The organism is Pseudoalteromonas sp. P1-30 (genome assembly GCF_001400005.1).
Taxonomy (GTDB): Bacteria; Pseudomonadota; Gammaproteobacteria; order Enterobacterales; family Alteromonadaceae; genus Pseudoalteromonas; species Pseudoalteromonas atlantica.
The window spans coordinates 249,900-272,244 of sequence record NZ_LKBC01000002.1; the positions used below are offsets into that span (position 1 = coordinate 249,900).

Here is a 22,345-nt window from a genome sequence, read left to right on the forward strand (position 1 = left end):
GCATTTTTCAATAATGTATTTTAAGGGTTAAGTAAAAGTGTAAGTTTGTGCATTTTTCTAAAATATAGCATTGAAATTTTAAATTAAACAATCGCTTACATAGAGCCAGTAATAAATTATTACTGGCTTTTTTTGTGTTTCGAAATCACTTTATTTTCATTTTAATATATTGTTTTATTTAGATTAATTTCGATAAGGTTATTATTCGAGCAAAAAGTTGTTGATCTTTTTGACTTCGAAGTCTATTTTAGTTCCATGCATTTTCAATTGATACAACTTGTTTACTGTAATAATTGAAAATGTAGGTTTGGGGAGAACTAAATACGTTTTATACTGGGGAGAATAACTATAATGAAAGCTAAATTTACACGGACTCTCGTTCATTTTGCTGTAACCACCGCTATTGCAGCAACCACAATGAACGCACACGCTGCGCAAGAGCCAGAACAAGCACAAGCGCAAGAACAAACCGCAGAGCCCGCGATAGAGCGTATAGCGGTTACGGCAAACCGTCGCTCACAAGACCTACAGGAAGTATCATCATCAATAACAGCATTAGGGGAAGGGGACATTGCCCGCGCTGGTATTATTGATGTTACGGGTCTTGAACAAGTGGTACCAGGCTTACGTATGGGTTCGTCGGGTGGTGAAGTTAGACCCGCTATGCGTGGTGCTCGCACCAACGAAGTAGGTGTAGCAGGCACCGGTATTGCTGAGCAAATTGTAGGTATATTTCAAGATGGTATTTATGTGCCGACTACCTCATCGGGCTTAGGCGCGCTGGTGGATGTTCAACGTATTGAGGTATTACGCGGGCCGCAAGGTACGTTATATGGCCGAAATACGTTTGCGGGCAGTATTAATATTATTACTAACCAACCTGTTTTTGACGATTTACTGGGGAGTATAAAAGTTGAAACAGGCAGCTATAACCGCAGCGCTTATGAAGGAATTATAAATATTCCAGTAAGCGACACCGTGGCAACCCGTTTTGTAGTGGCCTCTGATCGTCACGATGGTTATATCAATAATTTAGTTGTTCCAGGCCCTTCAGATGACTTGCGCGAGAAAAACCAGTTTTATATGCGTAACGTTACTAAGTGGGAGCCAAACGAAAAGTTTAATGCCACTGTACGCTTTGATTACTCGCGTAAAGACTCAAACTCAGAAGCTATTTGGGGTTACCAACAAATAGCGGGCTACCAAATTGAAGAAACCTCGCCGGGATCGGGTGTATTTAACACTACGCCTACAATAACCGAGGGGCATATTTATCAGCCAAGTGATGCGCAGCACGAAGACCTTGGCCCGTACGATGTTTACCGCAATGGTTTTTCACTTGATAAGCAAGAGAGCTTTTCGACCACATTAGCACTTGAATGGTATACCGACTTTGCTGATATTAAATGGACCACCAACTACTCAACGCTTAGTGGTAAGCAATATTACGATAACGACTACAGCGACGGTGGCATTGATTTTGTAGGTGGTTTTGGCCGTGAGGATGACCAAAAAACACTCTCATCTGAGCTGCAATTTTCATCTAACGATGAGGGTGATTTTTCGTGGATTGGTGGCCTTTACTACTTTGACCAAGAAGCAGATTGGAGCTGGTTATCACATGCAGATACCACAGGCGATGGTGTGTCAGACTCTGTTGTAGTGCCTTCGTGGGGGAACCCGGATTACGACCCGCATACGGCTAAATCTATTGCGGCGTATGGGCAATTACGCTACCAAGTAACAGAAGATTTGCGCGTGGTAGGTGGATTGCGTGTAAACCAAGACGACAAAACATTTACCGGCGATACAATACCAGATTGGGATGACTCAGCACTGCTTTATAAAGCGGCTGCCGAGTACGACATTAATAACGATATTATGGTGTATGCAAGTGTAGCGACAGGCTACAGAACCGGTGGCGCAAACGATTCGCGCGTTGTAGCTCGCGGTGCTGACCCACTTTACGATAACGAAGATGTTATCTCTTACGAAATGGGTATGAAAAGCTATTTGCTTGATGGCGCAATGCGTTTAAATCTTTCGGTATTTATGAACGAATACGAAGATGTAAAAGCACAGTTATTTGCAACCTCATGTAACGATACGACCACTGGCGATACTGTTTTAGAGTGTGTTGCAGCAGGCACTGCTACCACCTTTGAATACTACGAAAACGGCGGCGATGTAGAAACTGTGGGCCTAGAAGCCGATATTCAATGGGTGCCAATTGATAACCTAACACTAACCGGTACTTTATCTCTGCTTGATAGCGAATTTGCTGATGGCTATGCGGTAGGTAATGAGCAGCTTCGCCCATTATTAGCATTAGGTAACTTAGAAGGTCGCCAAGATATAAACGACAGCTCGAGTCAGTTTAGTTTTGAAGGCTGGAGCCCAGCTATGGCGCCTGAGTACAGTGTAGGTTTTTCAGCTCGTTATGAGTTTAGCTTAGAGGGTGACTCGTACTTAGTACCGTACATTCAACTAAATTACTTAGACGATTACTACGCGTTTGATACGAACATCCCAGAGGTGCAAGTAGATGCACACTTAATGGCTGATGCACGTTTAACCTGGTACATCAACGACAGTGTGCAAGTAGAAGCGTACGTTAAAAATATTGGTGATAAAGCGATTTTAACTCGTGGTGTAGTGCACTCACAAATCGTTGATGGCTTACCTGCAAACTCAGTACAAGCTAACTGGAACAACCCACGTACGTGGGGCGCAAGCTTAAAATATCAGTTTTAGAATTTCCTAAAATGGCCGCTACGGTCATTACTTTCAGCCAGCTATTTATTAGCTGGCTTTTTTTATTTTAAGCTTGTTAGTTAGCTCCAGTTAGCCTTACTATTGTATTTACCCCACCTTTACTGGCATTTATTGAGTGCGCTTTTATTGACTTTAGATTGTAAGCTTAACCCCTCTTACCTGACCTTAATTTGAGTTTGCTAAATGCATAAGTGTATTTAAGCCATAAGTGCGTAACTTACAATGGGGGGCTTGGCTGTGAGTTGCATACTCGGGCTTTAGTAAGGCGAGGCTGATACTTTATTTACTGCCTTTAACTATTTTAAAGCGGTATTTTTTAAATAAGTAATACCCACTCGCTTAATTAAGTGAGCTATTTTAAGTTATAAAAGCGAGTCATTAATAGGGTGAAAATTGCTTAAGTATGATTACAGGTTGCTACAAAGGCCATCTATAAAAAAAGCGCTCAGTGAGCGCTTGAAGGGAAGTGGAAAGGTGACCTTATAATGCAAATTGCTGGTTAAGTGCCAGCGTGTCGAATTGCATTACTTCGTGGGTTATTTGATTATCGCTGATGCTAATAACGCTAATTAGTTGTTGGCGTACACGTACGTTTTTAGCATTAAAGCTGCCATCGAGAGTCCAGCATAGGGTGGCTTGGTTTTGCTTACTGTCATACTCAACGGTTTCTAGCTGGGCATAGCGTCTGCTTAGCGATTGCGTAAAATCTAAGTGGCAATCAAGCAGCGCGCTAATAGGTTGTGGCTTTGTGTTACCTGCAAGTACAGCCGTAGCGCTTGGAGTATAAAGGGTTTCAAACTGAGCCAAGTTATTAGTTTGCCAAATTTGCCACCAGTTATCTAAAGTACGAGCAGTGTGAGAGGGCAGCTCGCAAATAGCGCTGGGGGTTGCATGAAAAGTAGTAGGGTGCAGCTGGTTATCTAAATCGCTAACAATAATCGGGTCACTTTTTGGTAGTTTAGGAATAACCGAGCTGTTATTTACCGTTGTATTTACATACTCGTTATTGGCTAGCGACAACGTATCAACCACACATTTTACTGACTTAATAAAAGTCCCGTTGTGTTTTATTACAAACGTTAAACGCACTGGGTTTTTAAGCTTTTTAGGCTGTAAAACCAGCTGTAGGGTTTCACATTCTGCGCCTACACTATGGGTGTGCGATACACACTCAGACACACCATGTTGAGCTAAAAAGCTAAGCCACAAAGGCTGTGCCTGCAAAGCACCCATGGCGGTAAAGTGGTGCTGCTGCCAACGGCTACTGCGAAGCAACTTGCTGCTTAGGCCTTCAATGTCGGCTTTAGTGTATAAATCGATAATAGCGTTGATCATGCATTTTCCTCCCACTGTGATTTGTTGACTAATGCATGTGCTTTAAATAAGTTTGCATAAAGTGCTACTTCATCAAAAACGGTGATCTCTTCGATGATTTTTTTGTTTTTAATACGCAAATGCGATGCGCCTAAAATAAAGTAAGGCTGCTGTTTAAGCTCACTTAGCTCGTTATTTTGCGGGTTGAAGTGGCCGGCGAGCGACCAACGTATCGCTACATCTGTCGTGGTTTCGTCAAATGGGGTAATAGCTATATGATCAATCGTTAATTTGGCGTCGGGGCAGGTTGCAAAAAATTGTATAAATACGCCGTTAATTTGTGCAAGTCCGGTGGCCATTCTGCCGCTAGGCCATTGCTGTGTGGCCGTTAAACTGTAAAATTCGTGCACTTTAGCAAACTGTTTTTGATTAAATAGCGTGTCTAACCAAGTATGAGCAAATGCCGCAAGCTCACCCTCTACAATGGGCGTACTTGCAACGCGGTGATCTATTGCAATTACACGGTTAAATTCATCGTTTAGCCACTGCGTGTGTTTTTCTTTACTCGGAATGTTTGCCATGTGTTTGGCTACATTAATAATGTTTAAGCCAAGCTGCTTAACTAAAAAGCCGTTGTCGCGCACTAGCCACTCTTTAACTATTTTGTTTTCAAAGCATACGCAGTCGGCAATGGTTGTAACACGCCCTGTTTTATGTGTTGCTGGGCCAAACTCAGAGTTACCTGTGTTAGTCATTACACTGCTAATTAAGTGTGATGAGTAATAGTGCTCGTTGGCTTCTTCTGAAAACACCACGTTTTCGCCAATTAGGCTTCTGTCGGGGAAGGCGGCAATAGTTTTAAGGGTGCCTTGAATAACATCTTCTATGTTTTCACCATAGGCGCCAAGGGTAAAAACAGGGCATACATCGGCGTAATAGCGATAGCATAAGCCAATGTTTTTTTGCTCCCAAATACGGTGCGTTATGCGCAAAATGTAATCAACGATATCAACAAATTCGTCATCAAAACCGATTAAAGGCTGTTGTTTGTTACCTTGCGGGTTTAACACGCTCGATAACGGCAGCCAGTAAGGTTGGGTCATATTATTGTGTTTGTTCATGCTCACCTCTTAATTAGCTGCGGCTATTTTGCGTTGCATTTGCTCAAAAATATCAATGCCCATTCCATCTAATAAATGAGGGATATCAATAGCGACCCAGTTTTCTTTTAATATGCCGTTTTCGCAGCGCCAAAAGTCCATTACACGCGGGAACAGCTTATTGCCAGAAGGCGGTAAACCTAACCAGTCTTCACCAGTGTGGGTGCCATACATGTGAGGCCAGCCGCCGGTAGCAACAAAGTTATCGTGACTTACTAAACACAGTGTTTTATTAATACCGCGATCAGGAAAGCCTTTTAAAAACGGCCCTTGATGGTGCTCTCTAAAGCCGCTAATTCCGCGGGTTGTACCAATGCCTGCTGGGCCATACCAAATAAAGTCTGGGTGCCAGTATTTTTCTAAATTAATGCTGTATAGGTCTTTCCCATCGTAGCGGCCAAGCTCTGTGAGCATATCAACTACAAGTTGCTCGTTGGTTTTGCTAAGCGTTTCGTTTTTATCACCTGTTGGTACGCCATCAAGTGTGGTGGGGGGCATAACTAAACCTGGGTAACCTAAGCTTGGGCGTAATGGGTTTACGCCTACTTGGTTCATTACATCAATTAAATCTAAAAATGTGTAAACATTAACCACTTGGTTGTTTTCTATTTGCGCCATTTCGCTGTAGCGAATAAACACACTTTTGCCGCTGGCAGGAATACCCAATAAAGGCTGTGTAAATGTGCCGGTAAAATACCCTGTTGCACACACCCATTGCTCACCTTTGTAGTCGCCCTGGATAGAGATAAACGGTTTGCGCTCTATGTCAGGTAACGAATGTTTAAGTACGCCAAAGTAGTCATTAATCACATTTTGCTTTGTGCTAATAGGCTCAAAAGGGTGGCTTACCTGCCATTGAACGGAGTCTGCAAGCAATGCTTGATTTGGCAATTCTGCAGCGCTGAAGTTTTCGAAAAGTTGTTCTAAAATGTTCATTTATTTCACCTTACACAAAATATTCAAATAACATGAGAGAGGCAAAGCTCAGTACAAAAAAGCCAAGTAACCAGTAATTGATTGAGTCAAACTTACCCGGAATTAAGTACCAGCCGTTTTCTTTTTCTGGACGTTTTTCATCTTTAAATGCTTTTAACTGACCTTTAATGGTGTATGCGTTGTAATCCTCTTGATAGCCATCAAATGCAATACTTAACGCAATGCTAAATACAAGGCAGGTTATTGCCCCTATGGCGCAGTACCATGGCCATGCAATGTCGGTAAACAGTGCGCACACAGCAACGGTAATAAACGACACTAAGGTGCCTATTAATAAGCCTTTTTCGGTGGTGTGCTTAGAGAAAAACCCAAGGGCAAACATGCCAAGCTGAGCACCTACAAAGTACGAGCCTACTTTAGTGAGTATTTCTAAAATTGAGCCTTCGCTGTATAGGTGATACATAATGGCCGGAATAATAATGATCACCGCCCAACCTAGCGTAAATAAGCGAGTAACATTTAAATAGTGAGCGTCGTTTTTTTCAGGCGCAAAGTACTTTTTATAAAAATCGATAGTACTTATGGTTGAAAGTGAGTTAAGTGCTGAGTCGAGGCTCGACATAGATGCTGCCATTACCGCTGCGGCAATAATGCCCATTAACCCCGGTAAGCCATAATCAGCTGCAAACTGTAAAATAATTAAGTTGTCGTTTTCAAAAGTGCGCCCGCCGTAGTAGCTATAAAACAGCACGCCCATAAATATAAAGAACAAGTAAATAAAGAACGCGATAAAGCCCATTAGTAAGTAGGATTTTTTAGCATCGCCAATATTTTTAGCGGCAAGGGTGCGTTGCACCATCATTTGGTTAGTGCCATACACTGTAATGTGATACAGCGACATAGCCAGCACACCAGACCACACGGTAGTTACTTGGGTAAAGTCGAGCGAGAAATTAAGTGGGTCTAATTTACCTTGGCTTTTTAGCTCGCTCAGTGTTGAGCTAAATGAACCATCCATTGAGGTGATAAGGGCATACATAATAATACCGGCCCCTATAAATAAGATGGCTGACTGAATTACATCGGTCCATATAACGGCGGTTATGCCACCTAGCATGGTATAAATAAGGGCGATTATGGTAACTAAAAATATTGCAGTTATAACATTTATATCGATAATAAAGGCCAACACCAAGGAGGTTGCATACAGCACTGCGGCTGAACCCATTGTTTGCGATATTAACCAAATAGTAGAGATAAGTAAGCGGGCCTTTTTACCAAAGCGGCGCTCTTGGTATTCGTAAATAGAGGCCACACCCGCGTTGTAAAAAAACGGAAAAAACAAACACACCACCGCCACAATAACCAGTGGGTAGTTAAGGTGTATGGCAATAACCGAGAGCCCCTCTTTGTAAGACCACGCTGGCGCACCTAAAAAGGTGAGCGCACTTACATAAGTAGCAACAACCGATATACCAATAGCCCACCAAGGTGTTGTTTTTCGACCTATGTAAAAGTCGTTAGCACTACTGATCTTTTTACTAATTACAAACCCAAGTATTAGGTTGGCAATTATGTACCCGATGAGAATGCTCCAATTCAACAATCCAAAATCATTCATAATTAATCCTGTTAGATTAGGTTTTACGGGCTTGAGAGCCTATTTGTATTTTTTATTTTGAATCATCATGAATCACTTTGACTTCGAAGTCAATTCTCATTAGTATTATTTTAAAGCAATTTATAACTTACTATTCACAGGCTTTTAATTACTCTTTAAATGCAATACATTTTGTTAAAGTGTGTTTAACGGCGGTTTGAAGACATTAATTTGACTGCGCAAACAATGAGGAATAATCATGGCAGATATACTTAAAGATAAACAACTAGTTCGTCAATTTCATACTGCATTAGAAAAAGCACAAGGCAATGATTTACAAGCCGTATTTAATGAGTTTATGGCCAACGAATACAGCTTTAAAGGGGTGCATCCGTTTAATGAGCTTGAGTGTGCGAATGATGTAATTGCCCAAGTTTGGCAGCCATTATTTAGCTCGTTTAGTGCGCTGCAGCGCCGTGAGGATATTTTTATTGCAGGGCAAAGCGAAGCCGACGGTGGCCAGTGGGTGATGAGCATGGGCCATTTTATGGGCTTATTTGATAAAGATTGGCTAGGTATTGCGCCAACCCATAAGCTTGCCACTTTGCGCTATGCCGAGTTTAACTGTGTTAAAGACGGAAAAATAATTCAGACCGGTTTTTTCGTCGATATTATTGGCCTTATGATGCAAGTAGGTTTAAACCCGCTGCCGCTCTCTACTGGGCAATATTTTACGTATCCCGGGCCACGTACGCACGATGGTATTCGTTTAGGTAAAAGTAGCGATGAGCAAAGCGAAAAAACAATGGCGCTGGTAAATCAAATGATTGATAACCTAACCGCGCTTAATAAAAGTGGCGTTGATACGTGCCCGCCCGAAGTGCTTGGTAAAACCTGGGATGAAAACATGGTGTGGTATGGCCCAGCAGGCATTGGCGCTACTTACACAATTAAGCGTTATCAGCAGCAACACATGTATCCGTTTAGAGAAGGGCTAACGGGTAAAGTATTTAACGGCCATATTTGCCGGTTTGCTGAAGATGAGTTTGCCTGCTTTTTTGGCTGGCCTAACTTAACTAACACGGCCATTGGGGGCTTTTTAGGCCTACCGGGTGCTAATACCCCAGCAGATATGCGCGTGGTGGATGTGTATCACCGCGAGGGCGATAAACTGGTAGAAAACTGGGTCATTATTGATATTCCTTATTGGTTAAAACAACAAGGCCTAGATATTTTAAAGCGCACGCAAAGTATTGCGAACCCTGGCGCATAGCCTATTTAAGTAATAAAAAAGCTCTGTTTTACAGAGCTTTTTTGTTTATACGCCCTAGGGCGCAAAGTTTAAATAGCGCGCTTTGGTAAGCTCTTTCATGCGTGCGAACACATCTACCCCAATTTGATGGTAAACATCAAGCATATCTATCAGTACCCAGTTTTCGCGAATTAAGTTATTCTCGGCACGCCAAAAGTCGAGACTACGCATGGTTATTTGCTGATTTGCAGGCGCAATACCTAACCAACCATCATTACTAATAGTCATGCTCATACCCGGCCATGCGGTAAAGCCAACATAGTTTTCATCGGCAAATAAATAGCCTTTACTTGCATCACCTACTCGGTTTGGCAGTGCATTTAAAAACGGAATTTGATGCCAGTTTCTAAACCCTTTTATACCTCGTGCAGTGCCTATGGTACTTGGCCCATACCAGCTACAGTGCGGGTGCCAAAATTGCTCAAGCTTCATGGCCTCTATACCGCCTTTGGCATAAAAACCAAGGTGCTCACACATGTCGCCCACAAGTTTTAAGCTTTGTGCTGAGTGCTCTTCATTGTAATCGTTTGTGATTAATCCATCTTGCGTTGCAGGGCCTGGTACATGCCACTCTTTCCCTAAGCTTACCGAAAGCGGCCATACATTAGCTTGCATCATTACTTCGGGAATATCCCAAATAGCTTGTACTTCTACCACTTTGTTATTTTTAATACGGTAAAATTCATGAAAACGCATGCTAACTTGGTGTCCAGTAGGGGGGATATCAAGCCATGGCTTTTCAAACGAACCCGTATAATAACCGCAACAACCTACCCAGTCTGAGTCGTTAATTGAGCTACCAGCCATAACAATTGTATCGCGGCGCTCTAGGCCAACAAATGCCTTGCTAAGTGGTAAATAGGCTTGTTCAATAAGCGCATTAGGGTTTGTAAGTGTTTCAAACGGGTAACATAGCTGAATGAGTGCGTCATCGCTAAACACGGTATTAATTTGTGTATGTAAGGCGTTTATATCAAAGTTATACAGAGCCTGTCTAAAGTCGTGTATTAACGCTTTATTTTTATTATGAATGTTCATTGTTTTGGGCTCCTGTTGCTGTTTCAAATTGGTCTCGCAATTGCTTAGCGCCACTTAATAAAAAGCTGTGATCTGAGCCTAATAAATAAAAGCTCACGCCTAATGATTGCCAATGGCTCAGCTCGCTCAAATTACCTACAAACATGCCACAGCATTTATTATATTTAGACGCTGCCTTGGCTATTTTAGTAACTGCCTCAAGTACAATAGGGGCGCTTGGGTTTGTTTCGCCAAGGGAAATCGTTAAATCCATACGGCCTATAAAAATGCAGTCTATTTCATCTATTTGGCACAGTTGCTCAATGTTATCCAGTGCATCGGCATCTTCTATTTGCGCAATAATACAGGTTGATGACTTATTGCTTGCTAGATTATCGGTTAGGGCATGGGTTGTGTAACCAGCAAAGCGGCTTGAACCGGCATAGCCTCGGCCGTTATTGCCATAAAAGCAGTTTTTAATAATTGCTTTTGCTTGTTCGTGGGTTTTTATATGCGGCAGCACAAGGCCATCTGCGCCTATATCTAAGCTACTTAATAAAGTGGCGTGGTCTGTATTACTAACACGTATAAGCGTGGGCATATTTTTAGTACGTGCTGCCATTATGCAGCTATCTAAATCGCCTCTATCAAAGGGCGCATGCTCTGCATCAAGGCACAGAACATCAAGGTTAGTGTGAGCCAATACTTCTGTATTATGATAATGCGTGCTTTTAATAAAAGTACCTAGCAGTAGCTGTTTTGCATTTAACTTTTGCTTTAAATTCATGATAAAGACTCCAACCAGTCTAATAAAATTGCGTTTACCGTATTACTTCGCTCAAGCGGGGCAAAGTGAGCGCAATGACCAAGCAGTACAAGGTCACTATTAGGCGCTGCTTCATGCATACTTTGCTGAACACTTGCCGGGCATAACGGGTCATGCTCGCCCCCAATAATGAGTAGTTTTATTGTACTTTGCTTTATTACGCTTAACGTATCTTCGCGGGTGGCAAGTGCACTCAGCTGGGCGCTAAAGACGTTAATACCAAGATCGTTTGCCATGCTAAGTACGGTCTCTTCATGGGCTTTATTTGGTTGGTAAAAGTAGTGCGGCAAAAAGTCACGTTTAAGCAGGGCTTCTAAACTGGTGCTTTTGGCGTGTTCAATTTGTTTGAGCCTAATTGCAGGGCGCTCAGGTTTATCGGCTAAATAATTGCTCGACATTAAACACAAGGAGGTAACTAGCTCAGGGTTTGATTTTAACAGGGCAAGCGCAACAATTCCGCCCATGGAAAAACCTATAAATGGGCCCGGCTCTTGTGCAATTTTTTTGCAAAGTTCTACCATTTGCAAAATGCTAGATTGCTCGGTGAAGGGTATTACACATGGTGTATAACCTGCATTTTGCAGTGCGTTAATTTGCGCTGCAAACATGCGGTCATTACACAGTGTACCAGGTAAAATATAAACAGGATTTTTGGCCACAAAAATTCCTTAATTTAACGTTTTTTAATAGAGTTCCCTTCAATTAATGAACCAGTAAATACCCGAACTTCTGCAGCCGCTTGAGGGTTTTCAATGCGCTCCATTAAAATATCAACAGCGGCTTTAGTAAGCTGTTTCATTGGCTGTTGTACTGTGGTTATTTGATAGTTGTACCACGAAGAGGCATTAATACCATCAAATCCTACAACCGACATGTCATCGGGCACTTTAATGCAAAAGTTTTCTTTTAGTTCATCAATTACGCCAATTGCCATAGCGTCATTACTGCATATTATGGCATCGGGCTTGGGGTGTTTTTTTAACCATTTTTTAAGTGCGTCGCGTGCCGATTTATACCCATAATCACCATAAATAACCGGCGTGTCTTTAACGCCTAGGGTTTGTAAATAATTTTCGGCTATTTCTCTGCGCTCGTTTGCAACATCTGAGTCGGTAGGGCCGGATATAATTAAATACGATTTATGGTTAGCTTCGTGTAATAAATCAATTAACTGTTTAATGCCTTTGTCGTGATTACAGCAAACGGTGTTTGCATTCGACTCAGGCACATGGCGGTTATAAAGCACAATAGGCGTACTGTGTTTAGCAAATAAGTTTAAGCTTTTACTATCAAAGTGAGCAGCTAGGGCAATTACACCATCAACCTGAAAGGTCCATATGTTTTCGAGTAATTCATCTAGCTCTTCTGCGTTATCAAGTGTAAAGAGCAGCACACGTTTATTGTGCAGTGCCAGCTCTCTGTTTAGCTCAGAAAGCACCTCTGGGTAATTCAGGTTTGCTTGCGATGACAATATAACCGCAACCATACCCGATTGTTTGGTGATCAACATACGGGCAATAGCATTTGGGCGATAGCCCATTTCATTGGCCGTTGCGATTACTTTTTCACGGGTTTTTTTAGACACACTAAAACCGGGTCTAAAAACACGTGATACCGCCGATTGCGATACGCCCGCTACTCGGGCAACATCGTATGAGGTGACTCTTTTTTGCTTCAAGATTTACTTCCTATATCGTCTTACACGAATGTCTGCTTGTTCTTTGTGGCCTGCGAACCCTTCTGCAGCACATAATCGTGAACAATACTCACCAACAACCACCGAGGCTTGCTCTGTTACTTGCTGAAAAGTACATGTTTTTATGAATTTTCCTACCCATAGTCCGCCAGTATAACGCGCAGCTTTACCTGTGGGTAGTGTATGATTTGTACCAATGCATTTATCACCATACGAAACATTAGTTTGCGGACCTAAAAATAAAGCGCCAAAGTTTTGCATGTTCTCTTTAAAGTAATCGGTATTGCTGGTCATCACTTGCACGTGTTCAAACGCTAAGTCGTTGGCAACTTGCAGCATTTCTTCGTAGGTGTCACATACAATTACCTCACCGTGATCTTCCCATGCTACGCCTGCAATATCGGCGGTGGGTAAAATAGTAAGCTGCCTTTGCACCTCAGCGATTGTATCTTTAGCTAGTTGCTCTGAGTTGGTGAGTAAAATAGCCGGTGAAGTCGGGCCGTGCTCTGCTTGGCCGAGTAAATCTGCCGCACATAGCTCGCCATCTACACTGTCATCGGCAATAACGAGGGTTTCGGTAGGCCCAGCAAATAAATCAATGCCAACACGGCCAAATAGCTGGCGTTTTGCTTCGGCAACAAACGCATTACCTGGGCCAACGATCATATCTACTGGCGCAATAGTTTGTGTACCAATTGCCATTGCCGCTACCGCTTGCACGCCGCCTAAACAATAAATTTCATCGGCGCCTGCCATATCCATCGCGACTACAATCTCAGGTGATGGCTTGCCATTAAACGGCGGAGCCATGGCTATTACGCGTTTAACACCCGCTACTTTAGCGGTTAATACGCTCATGTGCGCAGAGGCTAATAGCGGGTATTTACCACCTGGCACATAACAGCCTACGCTATCCATAGCGATATGTTTATGGCCAAGGGTTACGCCAGGTAAAGTTTCTACCTCTACGTCTTTCATTGAGTCACGTTGTATTTGTGCAAAATTACGTACTTGGCTTTGTGCCCATTTAATATCGTTGATTAATTGATCATCAAGTTGTGTATAGCAGGCTTTAATTTCGTCTTCTGAAAGTTTGAAAGACTTCGGAGTCCAGTTGTCGAACTTTTCAGAGTACTCTCGAATGGCTGCGTCACCTTCGGTTTCAACATGCGCTAAAATATTTTCTACAATATCTCTTACTGATTGATTTTGTTTTTGTTTTGAGTCAATTGGTTGACCCTTTTTTAAATGCTTTATCATTGCTAATGTCCTTAGTGAGTCGTTGTTATATACACATTTGATGAGACGTATTGGTTAAATAATGTCTTGCATCTAACTGCACTCTAATTAATAATGACTTCGAATGCAATATAGAATTTAGGTGAGCAAATGGGATTTGATAAAACGCTTTTAGTGGGTAAAACCATTTTGGTGACTGGTGCAGGTAAAGGTATTGGTAAAGCATGCGTAGAAAAATGCGTAGATGCAGGGGCTCAGGTTATTGCAGTAGCACGTACCCTCAGTGATTTACAAACACTGCAGCAATACGCGCCTGAGCAAATAGAAATTTGGCCGCTAGATATAAATAGCGATGCTTTTTTTGAGCGTTTAAAGGCGCTAAAAACACTCGATGGGCTGTTAAATAACGCCGGTATAAATCGGGTTGCGCCAATGCTTGAGCAAACAGATGAAAATATTGATGACGTAATTGCGATGAATATACGCAGCGTTTACAAAATTAGCCAAGCGGCACTGCCAGCGCTAATAAATTCTGGCGCTGGGGCGGTGGTTAATATGTCGTCGCAAATGGGGTTTGTAGGTTCACCTAAACGTACTTTGTATTGCATGAGCAAACATGCGGTAGAGGGGTTGAGCAAAGCAATGGCGGTTGAACTTGCCGATAAAAATGTGCGCGTGAACACCGTAGCCCCCACCTTTGTAGAAACCCCAATGACCAAACCCATGCTAGAAGATGCGACGTTTAAGCAGTTTGTTTACGACATGATCCCACTGAAAAAAATTGCCCAAACCGATGATATTGCCAATGCTTGTGTGTTTTTACTAAGCGGCCTTTCGGCAATGATCACCGGTACAAGTATTAAAATTGATGGCGGTTGGACCGCACAGTAACCAATTTAGGAGAGAGTAATGAGTGTATTTGCAGATAGGTTAGTACGATACGATGATTTAATTGCGTGTAAAAATGCCTTTATTGATACACGCTCGCCGGGGAGCGATCAAAAAGAAAACTTTACAATTATTGGCCCAGGCGTTGCCGAAAACCCAAATCAACATGTGCATATTTCTATTCCTCATGGGTTTAATATTGGTGGTGCGCGCCAACCTGCAGGGTGTTTAAATTCGCAGCATAGCCATTTAACTGAAGAAATTTTTGTAGTACACAGTGGTACGTGGGCTTTTTACACTGGTGTTGACGGTAAAGATGCCAAGGTAATTTTAAATGAAGGCGATATTATTTCGATCCCGATGGATATATTTAGAGGGTTTGAAAATGTTGGCGACGGCGTAGGCTATTTATATGCGGTACTTGGAAGTGATAACCCTGGTAGAGTACTTTGGGCTCCGCAAGTATTTGACATGGCAAAAGAATACGGACTAATTTTGCTAGAAAATGGCAGCTTAGTAGATACCACGTTAAATGAAACCATTCCCGATGGTGTAAAGCCAATGGCAGTCACCAGCCAAGAGCAAATAGCGCAGCACAGAGTAATAACCGATGAAGAGCTGTCACAAACAGTGGTTAAAGCCAGCAACTTTAACTGGAATAAACGCTCGTACCTTAGCCAGTTTGATGGCGTATATGAAGCGCCATTAGTCGGTAATTTAAACGCCAAAACATGTATTCAAACACAGCTAAATTGGCCACATGGCTTTAATATTTCTGCGTTAAAGTTACAACCTGATGCACTGGTTGCGCCTCATACTCGTTTTGAAGAAGAGGTTATATTTGTTCATCAAGGAAGCGTAACAATAGACTTAGGTGATGAAGTATTAACGCTTAACCAAGGTGATACTTTTTCAGTGCCTATTGAGCACGTAAGAGCCTATAGCAATAATAGCCAAACCGACTGTGTGCTTTATATAACGCGCCGCCACGACGCGCCAAAAGACCCACAATTTATTTAAACTATAATGCTATATAAAATTTAAGGCACTTTGCTTGTTTTAGCTAAGTGCTTTTTTCGTGGTAAAAAACCAGTAACCAGCATAGTACCCACAATAACAAATAATGCGCCGAGTAACGTATTTGGTCCTATTTGCTCATCTAAAATTAAATGCCCCCAAAAAATGCCAAATAGCGGAATTAAGAACGTGACCGTTAAAGCTGAGGTTGGGCCTATATCGTCAATAAGTTTAAAAAATAAAATATAAGCAAGTGCGGTACACACCACGCCAAGTGCTAATACGCCAAGCATAACGTTGGTACTAGGTACTTCGCGCATTGGCATAAAAAGTATAAGGGGCAGTACTATGAAACTGGCTGCCCACATAGAGCCGTGTGCGTTATCGAACGGGGCAAGCTTAGGGGCATTTTTTGTATAATGGGATGCAATGGCATAACACAGGGAGGCGCTTAGCGCTGCTGCAATCGCAATAAGTGACTGACTATTTAATACAAAATGATTTTGCCCAACTAAAATTGCCACGCCTATTAAACCCAACAGCAAACCTAACACCATGCTTTTAGTTGGTTTGGTTCTGCTCCAAATAATGCCCACCACCGCGCCCCATATGGGCGTTGTAGAATTTAAAATAGATAAGGTAGAGGCGCTAATTGTTTGCGCGGCATAAGCAAACAGTAAAAAGGGGAGGGCGGAGTTAAGTGCGCCAATTATAAAAAAGTGCTTTGTGTGCTTAGTAAACGCCAAGCAGCGTTTTAAATACAGCGCCACAATAAAGAGGGTGAGTGCGGCAAAGCCAACTCTAAACTCTATTAACACCGCTGGGCCTAAGCTGTTTGCTGCCATTCGCATAAATAAAAATGACGCACCCCAAATTGCAGCCAGAAAAAATAACCGAAGTAAACTTGCTAAGCTCATGATAGTATTTTAATTATACAAATTAATTTACAGAGTAACAGGCTTTGCATTAACTGTAAGCCAGATTCGGTACTCGCATATAAAAATAATAAAAAAGGAATAGTCATGAGCCAATATTTACTGATCACAGCAATAATGGGAGTGGGTTTATTAAGTGGTTGTGGGTCTACGCCTATTAATTTATACGATGACATAACCATGAAAAAACATGAGTACAATGGCATAAAAGCGTATAAAAAAGGTGATTATAAACAAGCTTTTATGTACCTAAAAGACCCTGCAGCACTTGGCTATAAAAGCGCGCAATACACATTGTCGTTTATGTTTTTAAAAGGGCAGTACTTAACACAATCCACTAACATGGGTATGGGGTGGCTAGGCGTTGCAAAAGAGGCTGGAGTTGAAAGTTGGCAGGCGCAATACAATACCTTTTATAACGCAGCCACTTCGGCGCAACAGCTTAAAATAGACGAAACCGTTGCGTTGTACATAAGCCAATATGGTAGTAAAGCTCAAAAAATGACGTGCCGTCGCTCAACAACCCCAAGACGCACGTTTGGCGAGATTAAAATTGATTGTAACAAACACGAGGGCACTGTGACTAAATACGAAGTGCAAACAAAAGAATAATACTAAGCGGTGGCTTGTTTTTGTTCAAAGTCACTTTTTACAATTTCGAGCGCTTTTAATACATCCTCTGGAGCAACTTCGTGCTGCTCCAAAAGCATAATTAAATCCACTGCCAGTTTTACATGTGTAGGGGCGTTATCAAGTGGGCTGGTCATATAAATCTTTCTTTTTTGAAATTTGGCTAATAGCAACATCAATAGCGGTTTGTACGCGCTCTTCCATGTGAATACGTTCACTTTGTGGTAAATAAAAGGCCATATCTACATCGTATCTAATATAACGTGGCGGCAATTGATTAAGTACCGTGCAACAAAAATCGGCCATTACATCTTCACTGTAAACTTTATCTAGTTTACGTTTAATGATTTCTTCAACCACAATTTTTTCGTAAAAGTTATGTATGTCGTCGTGCAGTCGCATCGTGCTAGCGCCTTTTATAGAGTCCGTTTATTTGAGTGTATACTAAGCACTAAAATAAATCGATAGCAGCTTTAAATAGTTGTTTATGAACATTAATTAACGCATTTAAATTACGCTGATAACCGCCACCTAAAGCGCACATAAGTGGGATGTTATGGGCTTTGCAGTAGTTAACAATAAAATGATCGCGCGCATAAACCCCTTCAAGCGTTACGTTAAATAACCCTAGCTCGTCTTTTTCGTAAATATCAGCCCCTGCGTTATATAAAATAATGTCGGGGTTATGAATACGCACGCAAAATTCGAGGGCTTGTTTTAGCGTTGTTAAGTACTCGGTATCTGATGTGTTGGCAGGTAGGGCGAAGTCGTAATCAGAGTGTTGCTTTAGGCGCGGAAAATTTTGCTCGCAATGAATAGAGCAAGTAACTATAGCGTTATTATGTTGCGTAATTTGTGCCGTGCCATCGCCTTGGTGTACATCACAATCAAATATTAATACGGTATCGGCTTGATTTGTATTGATTAAATGCGCGCTAGCCACAGCCAAGTCGTTAAAAATACAAAAGCCACTGCCGTAATCGCTATATGCATGATGATAGCCACCACTTAAATTAGCGCAAAAACCATATTTTAGTGCGTATTCGCTGCCTTGAATACTTGCCCCAACCGAAAGTAGCGTACGCTCTACTAATTCGCGTGAATACGGGAAACCCATCTTTTTAATTGCTTTATTACTGAGCGTGGCGTTTAAAAAATCATTTATGTAATCTTGGCTATGGCACAGTGCAAGCTGCTCGGGCGTTGCTTTGGTTGGTGTATTAAACTGTGTAGCCCCAAAGCCCAAGCCTTCTATTTCTGCTTTTAGCATTTGGTATTTTTGAATAGGAAAACGGTGGCGCTCAGGAAGCGTTAAAGCACTGTAAAGCGGGTGGTAAAAAAGCTGCATTAGCGTAATTGTTGTTTTTCGACTTGTTGAATTTTATCTTCGGTGGCCGAAATAGCTTTACGGCAGCGGCCTAAACGCGCATGCGTGGTTAAAATTTCCATATTAAGTTTTTGTGCTTGCGCTGGGCTGGCTTTTTCCATTTGTAGTTTACGCTCTTCAATCATTAACACTAAGCGTCGTTCAAACTCATGGTTTTGTTTAAGCTCGTCGTATAGCTCGTGCGACGATTGCATTATTTTTTTTACGGCTTGCTTATAAACCGTATTTCTGGGTCTAGGTTTGTACTGGCTTTTGTTTTCTTTTGCCCAGATGGGGGTCGATTTAATAACACTAAATACAGCTTGTACTTGATTACCTATGCGCTCGAGTGCATAAGCATAAGCATGGCGATGATCACTGGGTGGTAAGCTGGTAATTTCGTCTTCAATTTCTGTTACGTAGTCAGTTAAGTTCATGCTTTTAGTACTAAATACGCCGCGGTCAAATAAACTAGGCTGCGCCTGCATATAGCGGTTTTTAGAAAACAACTTTGCGCTATCAAATTGCTCAGCTTGTTGTTTAAGCGTAGCAACTTGTTGGCGTAATTTATCTAACGCGTGGGTTTGCATTTACAAATAAGCCTCGTAAATCAGTTTTAATGCTAGGAGTATAACCATAGTGTTAAAAACAGGGCGAATAAACTTACCGCCAAAGCGAATGGCTGAGTGAGCACCAATCCAAGCACCTAACATAATAAAAAAGCCCATGATAAGGCCTAATAAAAAGTTTACATGACCAAGTGCCACAAAGGTAATAAGCGATATAAAGTTAGATACAAAGTTCATTGAGCGGGCTAAACCACAGTTAAGCAGTAAGCTCATTTTATAAAATAAACTATTAGATGCGGTCCAAAAAGTACCGGCGCCTGGGCCTGCTACGCCATCAAAAAAACCTAACGCTAAGCCCTGTAACCACTGCTTTAGTTTAAGTATTGGTGTTACTTTTGGTAAATCATCGCCCTGTGTGGTGCTTAAACTACCAAACAAGCTATAACAAGCCACCATAATAATAATGATAGGCAAAAGCTTATTTAAAAATTCAATACTTAAGTGATCGACTATTAACGTACCAATCACAGCGCCTATGGCTGTAGCAAAAATGGAGTTTGCCCAAAATTTTGGACTAAATAGATTTTTTTTATAATATGTGTAGCTGGCCGTTAATGAGCCAAAGCTTGCCGCAAGCTTGTTGGTGCCAAGCGTTACATGCGGTGGCAAGCCTGCGGTGAGTAGTGCAGGGACTGTTAATAAGCCACCGCCGCCGGCAATTGCATCAATAAAGCCAGCAGCAAGGGCTGCGGCACATAAAACTGCCAGTGTTGTGGGTTCTAAAGCAAGTTCAAACATTAATAATCTATTTGTCTTTTAAAAGGTGGTAAGGTGTCGAGCATGGCTTTGCCGTAGCGCTTGGTAATTAAGCGTCTATCGAGAATGGTTATACGGCCTTCATCGCTCTCTTTTCGCAGCAGTCTACCACAGCTTTGTACCAATTTCTTTGCTGCATCGGGCACCGTAATAGACAAAAATGGATTACCGCCTTTACTTTGTACAAATTCGGCTTGGGCTTCTTCTATTGGTGATGTAGGTACTGCAAACGGTATTTTTGTAATTATTAAGTTTTCTAAATATTTACCAGGTAAATCAAGCCCTTCTGAGAGGCTTTGCGTACCAAATAAAATACTACCTTTACCGCTATCAATATTTTGGGTGTGTTTTTTTAATAATGCCTCGCGCGACATTTCGCCTTGCACTAATAAGCTAAAACCTTTTGTTCTAAGAAACTTAGCCACATGGTCCATTTGCCAGTACGATGCAAACAACACCAAATTAGCTTTTTTTGTGTTTAAGTACTCTGGCAAGGTTTGCGCTATATGGTCACTAAATGCTTTGTCGGTTGGCTCAATTTTACTTACCGGAATACGCAAGGTTGCTTGTTTAGGGTAATCAAAAGGTGAGGGCACTTTAATAAACTTAACGCCTTCTTCTTTTGCTAATCCGCTTTCATAGGCAAAGTGGTCAAACGAACCAAGAGCACTTAAAGTCGCCGAGCATAGTACCGCCCCTGCGCATTCATTCCATAGTTTGTCTTTTAAGTAGTAGCCAACTTCGATAGGGCAATCACTTAATAGGTGATCGTGATGGTTTTTATATTCTAAACGTTTGATCCACCTTGCGTGAGGTGTACCTTCGCCTTTATTTGCATAGCTATACCACAGCTTATTTAATTGCTCTAAGCGGTTTATATAGTGCCCGCTTTCGGCTAAGACAGGGTCGGCAACGTAAGGTTTTATATCGCCATCACTTACATCTTGAGTGAGGGTATCGTGCATTTTGTTTAAACAACGCAGTGCATCTAGTGTGGCGTCACTTATATCTTTAGCTTTGTTGTGCAATGATTTTGGTATTTCGCCATGCTCAAAACGATATGTATCGTCTTTTGAGTATTCAAAGTCGGCATTATCAAGAAGATCACGCACCACTTTTAAGTCTTTATTAGCATCGTTAATGCTATCGCACAATTTGAAATTTTGACCAATGGCCTTTTGACCCACTAATACCTTAGACATTTTGCCACTAAATTTGGTGAGCTTATCTAGCCAATCAATGGTGCCTTTAATAGTGGCCGCTGCCGATGAAAAGTCGCGGGTAATATGTGCAAGGTGGTGCGCTTCATCTATTACATAAATGGTGTTATCAGGTTCGGGTAAAATTTTACCGCCCCCTAAATCCAAATCTGCCAGTAGCAGTGAATGGTTAATAACAAGCACATCCATTTGCATAAGCTGATTACGAGCAAGCTGAAACGGGCAGGTTTGATGGGCTTTCATTTGGCGTTGGCAAGCGTGTTTATCGCATGCGATTAAGTTCCACACTCTATCGGGTATGGTGTCGGCCCAGCTATCCCTGTCGCCTTGCCATTTTTTATTTACATAGGCATCGTAAAGGCCTTTTAAGCATTTAGTTTCCATATCACTTAGCGGCGAGGTAAGTGTGGGCATAAACTCCATTTGGGTTTGGCTATCGCCATTAACAGCGTTATGTAATTTATGGGCACATATATAGCGTTGCCTACCTTTTACTAGGTCAAACTTAAAGCCGAGGCCTGAGTGTTTTTTAAAAAAAGGCAGCTCTTTTGCTATTAATTGCTCTTGTAGGGCCACGGTAGCAGTAGATATAACCAGCTTCTTTTTTTGAGCAAGGGCAAGCGGTAACGCGCCCAAACAATAAGCAAGTGATTTACCAGTCCCTGTGCCAGCCTCAATAACACATATTCGCTGTTTTTTATGGTATTCGCCAGCCAGTGTTTTTGCTATTTCGGCAACAAGGTAGTTTTGGCTACTGCGTGGGCGGTAATCAGTAAGGTTACTAGCCACATGCTGGTGTACTTGCCTAATTGTTTTTTTTAGTTGGTCAGAAAGCATGGGGAGATAAACCTAAAATATGTATATAATTACAGTGTATGGATTTTAGAGTTATAACCGTGTAACTACAAGCAAGGATGAAATTAATTTAGTAAATTAATGCGGCGATTTTTTAAGTTTATAAATTACTCCCTATTATGGCCTGTTTATATCTTGAGGTTGAACAATTTTCAATCCTTAACGTTCATGGCC

At 41.8% G+C, this 22,345-nt stretch carries 21 protein-coding genes; 5 read left to right on the forward strand and 16 right to left on the reverse strand.

Annotated features, from left to right (window positions below; all coding sequences use genetic code 11):
- Positions 1–351 precede the first annotated feature (351 nt).
- The gene (locus AN395_RS04625) at positions 352–2,754 is read left to right on the forward strand and encodes a TonB-dependent receptor (RefSeq protein ID WP_054982242.1); all 2,403 of its coding nucleotides are present in this window, start codon (positions 352–354) and stop codon (positions 2,752–2,754) included.
- 501 nt (positions 2,755–3,255) lie between these two features.
- Here AN395_RS04625 and AN395_RS04630 read toward each other — a convergent pair.
- Genes AN395_RS04630 through AN395_RS04645 form a run of 4 tightly spaced genes read right to left on the reverse strand, consistent with a single transcriptional unit; the run spans position 3,256 to position 7,806 of the window.
- On the reverse strand, positions 3,256–4,110 hold the full coding sequence (locus tag AN395_RS04630; RefSeq protein ID WP_054982243.1) for a nuclear transport factor 2 family protein: 855 nt from the start codon (positions 4,108–4,110) through the stop codon (positions 3,256–3,258).
- Positions 4,107–5,210: an ester cyclase gene (locus tag AN395_RS04635; protein ID WP_024033727.1), complete on the reverse strand. Its 1,104-nt coding sequence runs from the start codon at positions 5,208–5,210 to the stop codon at positions 4,107–4,109. The genes AN395_RS04630 and AN395_RS04635 overlap by 4 nt, the downstream gene beginning before the upstream one ends.
- A gap of 9 nt (positions 5,211–5,219) precedes the next feature.
- Entirely contained in the window at positions 5,220–6,185 is a 966-nt protein-coding gene (locus tag AN395_RS04640; RefSeq protein WP_054982244.1) for an ester cyclase, read from the reverse strand.
- Positions 6,186–6,195: 10 nt separating this feature from the next.
- Positions 6,196–7,806, reverse strand: a complete 1,611-nt coding sequence (locus AN395_RS04645; RefSeq protein WP_054982245.1) for a sodium:solute symporter family transporter — start codon at positions 7,804–7,806, stop codon at positions 6,196–6,198.
- 238 nt (positions 7,807–8,044) lie between these two features.
- On the opposite strand from AN395_RS04645, the gene AN395_RS04650 reads away from it, so the two are divergent.
- Positions 8,045–9,058 carry an ester cyclase gene (locus tag AN395_RS04650; RefSeq protein WP_024033724.1) on the forward strand — a complete coding sequence of 338 codons (1,014 nt, stop codon included), beginning with the start codon at positions 8,045–8,047 and terminating at the stop codon, positions 9,056–9,058.
- 54 nt (positions 9,059–9,112) lie between these two features.
- Here the strand turns inward: AN395_RS04650 and AN395_RS04655 are convergent, their stop codons facing one another.
- The 5 genes from AN395_RS04655 to hisD are packed head-to-tail and all read right to left on the reverse strand — an operon-like array spanning position 9,113 to position 13,896.
- Positions 9,113–10,135: an ester cyclase gene (locus tag AN395_RS04655; protein WP_054982246.1), complete on the reverse strand. Its 1,023-nt coding sequence runs from the start codon at positions 10,133–10,135 to the stop codon at positions 9,113–9,115.
- Positions 10,122–10,901, reverse strand: a complete 780-nt coding sequence (locus AN395_RS04660) for an HpcH/HpaI aldolase/citrate lyase family protein (RefSeq protein ID WP_054982247.1) — start codon at positions 10,899–10,901, stop codon at positions 10,122–10,124. Before AN395_RS04660 ends, AN395_RS04655 begins: the two co-directional genes overlap by 14 nt.
- On the reverse strand, positions 10,898–11,599 hold the full coding sequence (locus AN395_RS04665; RefSeq protein WP_054982248.1) for an alpha/beta fold hydrolase: 702 nt from the start codon (positions 11,597–11,599) through the stop codon (positions 10,898–10,900). Before AN395_RS04665 ends, AN395_RS04660 begins: the two co-directional genes overlap by 4 nt.
- A gap of 14 nt (positions 11,600–11,613) precedes the next feature.
- Positions 11,614–12,621: a LacI family DNA-binding transcriptional regulator gene (locus AN395_RS04670; RefSeq protein ID WP_029772146.1), complete on the reverse strand. Its 1,008-nt coding sequence runs from the start codon at positions 12,619–12,621 to the stop codon at positions 11,614–11,616.
- Positions 12,622–13,896 carry a histidinol dehydrogenase gene (gene hisD, locus AN395_RS04675; protein ID WP_054982249.1) on the reverse strand — a complete coding sequence of 425 codons (1,275 nt, stop codon included), beginning with the start codon at positions 13,894–13,896 and terminating at the stop codon, positions 12,622–12,624.
- Between the two features lie 129 nt (positions 13,897–14,025).
- Here hisD and AN395_RS04680 point away from each other — a divergent pair, with 129 nt between their 5' ends.
- Together AN395_RS04680 and AN395_RS04685 are read left to right on the forward strand one after the other, a co-directional pair.
- A complete protein-coding gene (locus AN395_RS04680) occupies positions 14,026–14,766 on the forward strand; it encodes an SDR family NAD(P)-dependent oxidoreductase (RefSeq protein ID WP_054982250.1) in 741 nt (246 codons plus the stop codon).
- Between the two features lie 18 nt (positions 14,767–14,784).
- Positions 14,785–15,783 (forward strand): cupin domain-containing protein, encoded by a 999-nt coding sequence (locus tag AN395_RS04685; protein WP_054982251.1) that lies wholly within the window; start codon positions 14,785–14,787, stop codon positions 15,781–15,783.
- Positions 15,784–15,803: 20 nt separating this feature from the next.
- Here the strand turns inward: AN395_RS04685 and AN395_RS04690 are convergent, their stop codons facing one another.
- A complete protein-coding gene (locus AN395_RS04690) occupies positions 15,804–16,697 on the reverse strand; it encodes a DMT family transporter (protein ID WP_054982252.1) in 894 nt (297 codons plus the stop codon).
- 105 nt (positions 16,698–16,802) lie between these two features.
- Between AN395_RS04690 and AN395_RS04695 the strand changes: the two genes are divergently transcribed.
- Complete coding sequence (locus tag AN395_RS04695; protein WP_054982253.1) at positions 16,803–17,327, forward strand: hypothetical protein; 525 nt, start codon at positions 16,803–16,805, stop codon at positions 17,325–17,327.
- Positions 17,328–17,329: 2 nt separating this feature from the next.
- Here the strand turns inward: AN395_RS04695 and rsmS are convergent, their stop codons facing one another.
- The 6 genes from rsmS to dinG are packed head-to-tail and all read right to left on the reverse strand — an operon-like array spanning position 17,330 to position 22,153.
- Positions 17,330–17,482: a pleiotropic regulatory protein RsmS gene (rsmS, locus tag AN395_RS19345; RefSeq protein ID WP_024033713.1), complete on the reverse strand. Its 153-nt coding sequence runs from the start codon at positions 17,480–17,482 to the stop codon at positions 17,330–17,332.
- Entirely contained in the window at positions 17,466–17,747 is a 282-nt protein-coding gene (locus AN395_RS04700) for a late competence development ComFB family protein (protein ID WP_054982254.1), read from the reverse strand. The genes rsmS and AN395_RS04700 overlap by 17 nt, the downstream gene beginning before the upstream one ends.
- Positions 17,748–17,796: 49 nt before the next feature.
- Positions 17,797–18,693 (reverse strand): histone deacetylase, encoded by an 897-nt coding sequence (locus tag AN395_RS04705; RefSeq protein WP_054982255.1) that lies wholly within the window; start codon positions 18,691–18,693, stop codon positions 17,797–17,799.
- Positions 18,693–19,301 carry a primosomal replication protein gene (locus tag AN395_RS04710; RefSeq protein ID WP_054982256.1) on the reverse strand — a complete coding sequence of 203 codons (609 nt, stop codon included), beginning with the start codon at positions 19,299–19,301 and terminating at the stop codon, positions 18,693–18,695. Before AN395_RS04710 ends, AN395_RS04705 begins: the two co-directional genes overlap by 1 nt.
- On the reverse strand, positions 19,302–20,078 hold the full coding sequence (locus AN395_RS04715) for a TSUP family transporter (RefSeq protein ID WP_054982257.1): 777 nt from the start codon (positions 20,076–20,078) through the stop codon (positions 19,302–19,304).
- On the reverse strand, positions 20,078–22,153 hold the full coding sequence (gene dinG, locus AN395_RS04720) for an ATP-dependent DNA helicase DinG (protein WP_054982258.1): 2,076 nt from the start codon (positions 22,151–22,153) through the stop codon (positions 20,078–20,080). Before dinG ends, AN395_RS04715 begins: the two co-directional genes overlap by 1 nt.
- Positions 22,154–22,345 lie beyond the last annotated feature (192 nt).

Excerpts from the sequence above, each read along its gene's own strand:
- AN395_RS04630 (WP_054982243.1), bottom strand. The coding sequence starts at position 4,110 with ATGATCAACGCTATTATCGATTTATACACTAAAGCCGACATTGAAGGC.
- AN395_RS04700 (WP_054982254.1), bottom strand. The coding sequence starts at position 17,747 with ATGCGACTGCACGACGACATACATAACTTTTACGAAAAAATTGTGGTT.
- AN395_RS04685 (WP_054982251.1), top strand. The coding sequence starts at position 14,785 with ATGAGTGTATTTGCAGATAGGTTAGTACGATACGATGATTTAATTGCG.
- AN395_RS04650 (WP_024033724.1), top strand. The coding sequence starts at position 8,045 with ATGGCAGATATACTTAAAGATAAACAACTAGTTCGTCAATTTCATACT.
- AN395_RS04635 (WP_024033727.1), bottom strand. The coding sequence starts at position 5,210 with ATGAACAAACACAATAATATGACCCAACCTTACTGGCTGCCGTTATCG.
- AN395_RS04710 (WP_054982256.1), bottom strand. The coding sequence starts at position 19,301 with ATGCAAACCCACGCGTTAGATAAATTACGCCAACAAGTTGCTACGCTT.
- AN395_RS04690 (WP_054982252.1), bottom strand. The coding sequence starts at position 16,697 with ATGAGCTTAGCAAGTTTACTTCGGTTATTTTTTCTGGCTGCAATTTGG.
- AN395_RS04640 (WP_054982244.1), bottom strand. The coding sequence starts at position 6,185 with ATGAACATTTTAGAACAACTTTTCGAAAACTTCAGCGCTGCAGAATTG.
- AN395_RS04655 (WP_054982246.1), bottom strand. The coding sequence starts at position 10,135 with ATGAACATTCATAATAAAAATAAAGCGTTAATACACGACTTTAGACAG.
- AN395_RS04715 (WP_054982257.1), bottom strand. The coding sequence starts at position 20,078 with ATGTTTGAACTTGCTTTAGAACCCACAACACTGGCAGTTTTATGTGCC.
- dinG (WP_054982258.1), bottom strand. The coding sequence starts at position 22,153 with ATGCTTTCTGACCAACTAAAAAAAACAATTAGGCAAGTACACCAGCAT.
- AN395_RS04695 (WP_054982253.1), top strand. The coding sequence starts at position 16,803 with ATGAGCCAATATTTACTGATCACAGCAATAATGGGAGTGGGTTTATTA.
- AN395_RS04645 (WP_054982245.1), bottom strand. The coding sequence starts at position 7,806 with ATGAATGATTTTGGATTGTTGAATTGGAGCATTCTCATCGGGTACATA.
- AN395_RS04660 (WP_054982247.1), bottom strand. The coding sequence starts at position 10,901 with ATGAATTTAAAGCAAAAGTTAAATGCAAAACAGCTACTGCTAGGTACT.
- AN395_RS04680 (WP_054982250.1), top strand. The coding sequence starts at position 14,026 with ATGGGATTTGATAAAACGCTTTTAGTGGGTAAAACCATTTTGGTGACT.
- hisD (WP_054982249.1), bottom strand. The coding sequence starts at position 13,896 with ATGATAAAGCATTTAAAAAAGGGTCAACCAATTGACTCAAAACAAAAA.
- AN395_RS04705 (WP_054982255.1), bottom strand. The coding sequence starts at position 18,693 with ATGCAGCTTTTTTACCACCCGCTTTACAGTGCTTTAACGCTTCCTGAG.
- AN395_RS04625 (WP_054982242.1), top strand. The coding sequence starts at position 352 with ATGAAAGCTAAATTTACACGGACTCTCGTTCATTTTGCTGTAACCACC.
- rsmS (WP_024033713.1), bottom strand. The coding sequence starts at position 17,482 with ATGACCAGCCCACTTGATAACGCCCCTACACATGTAAAACTGGCAGTG.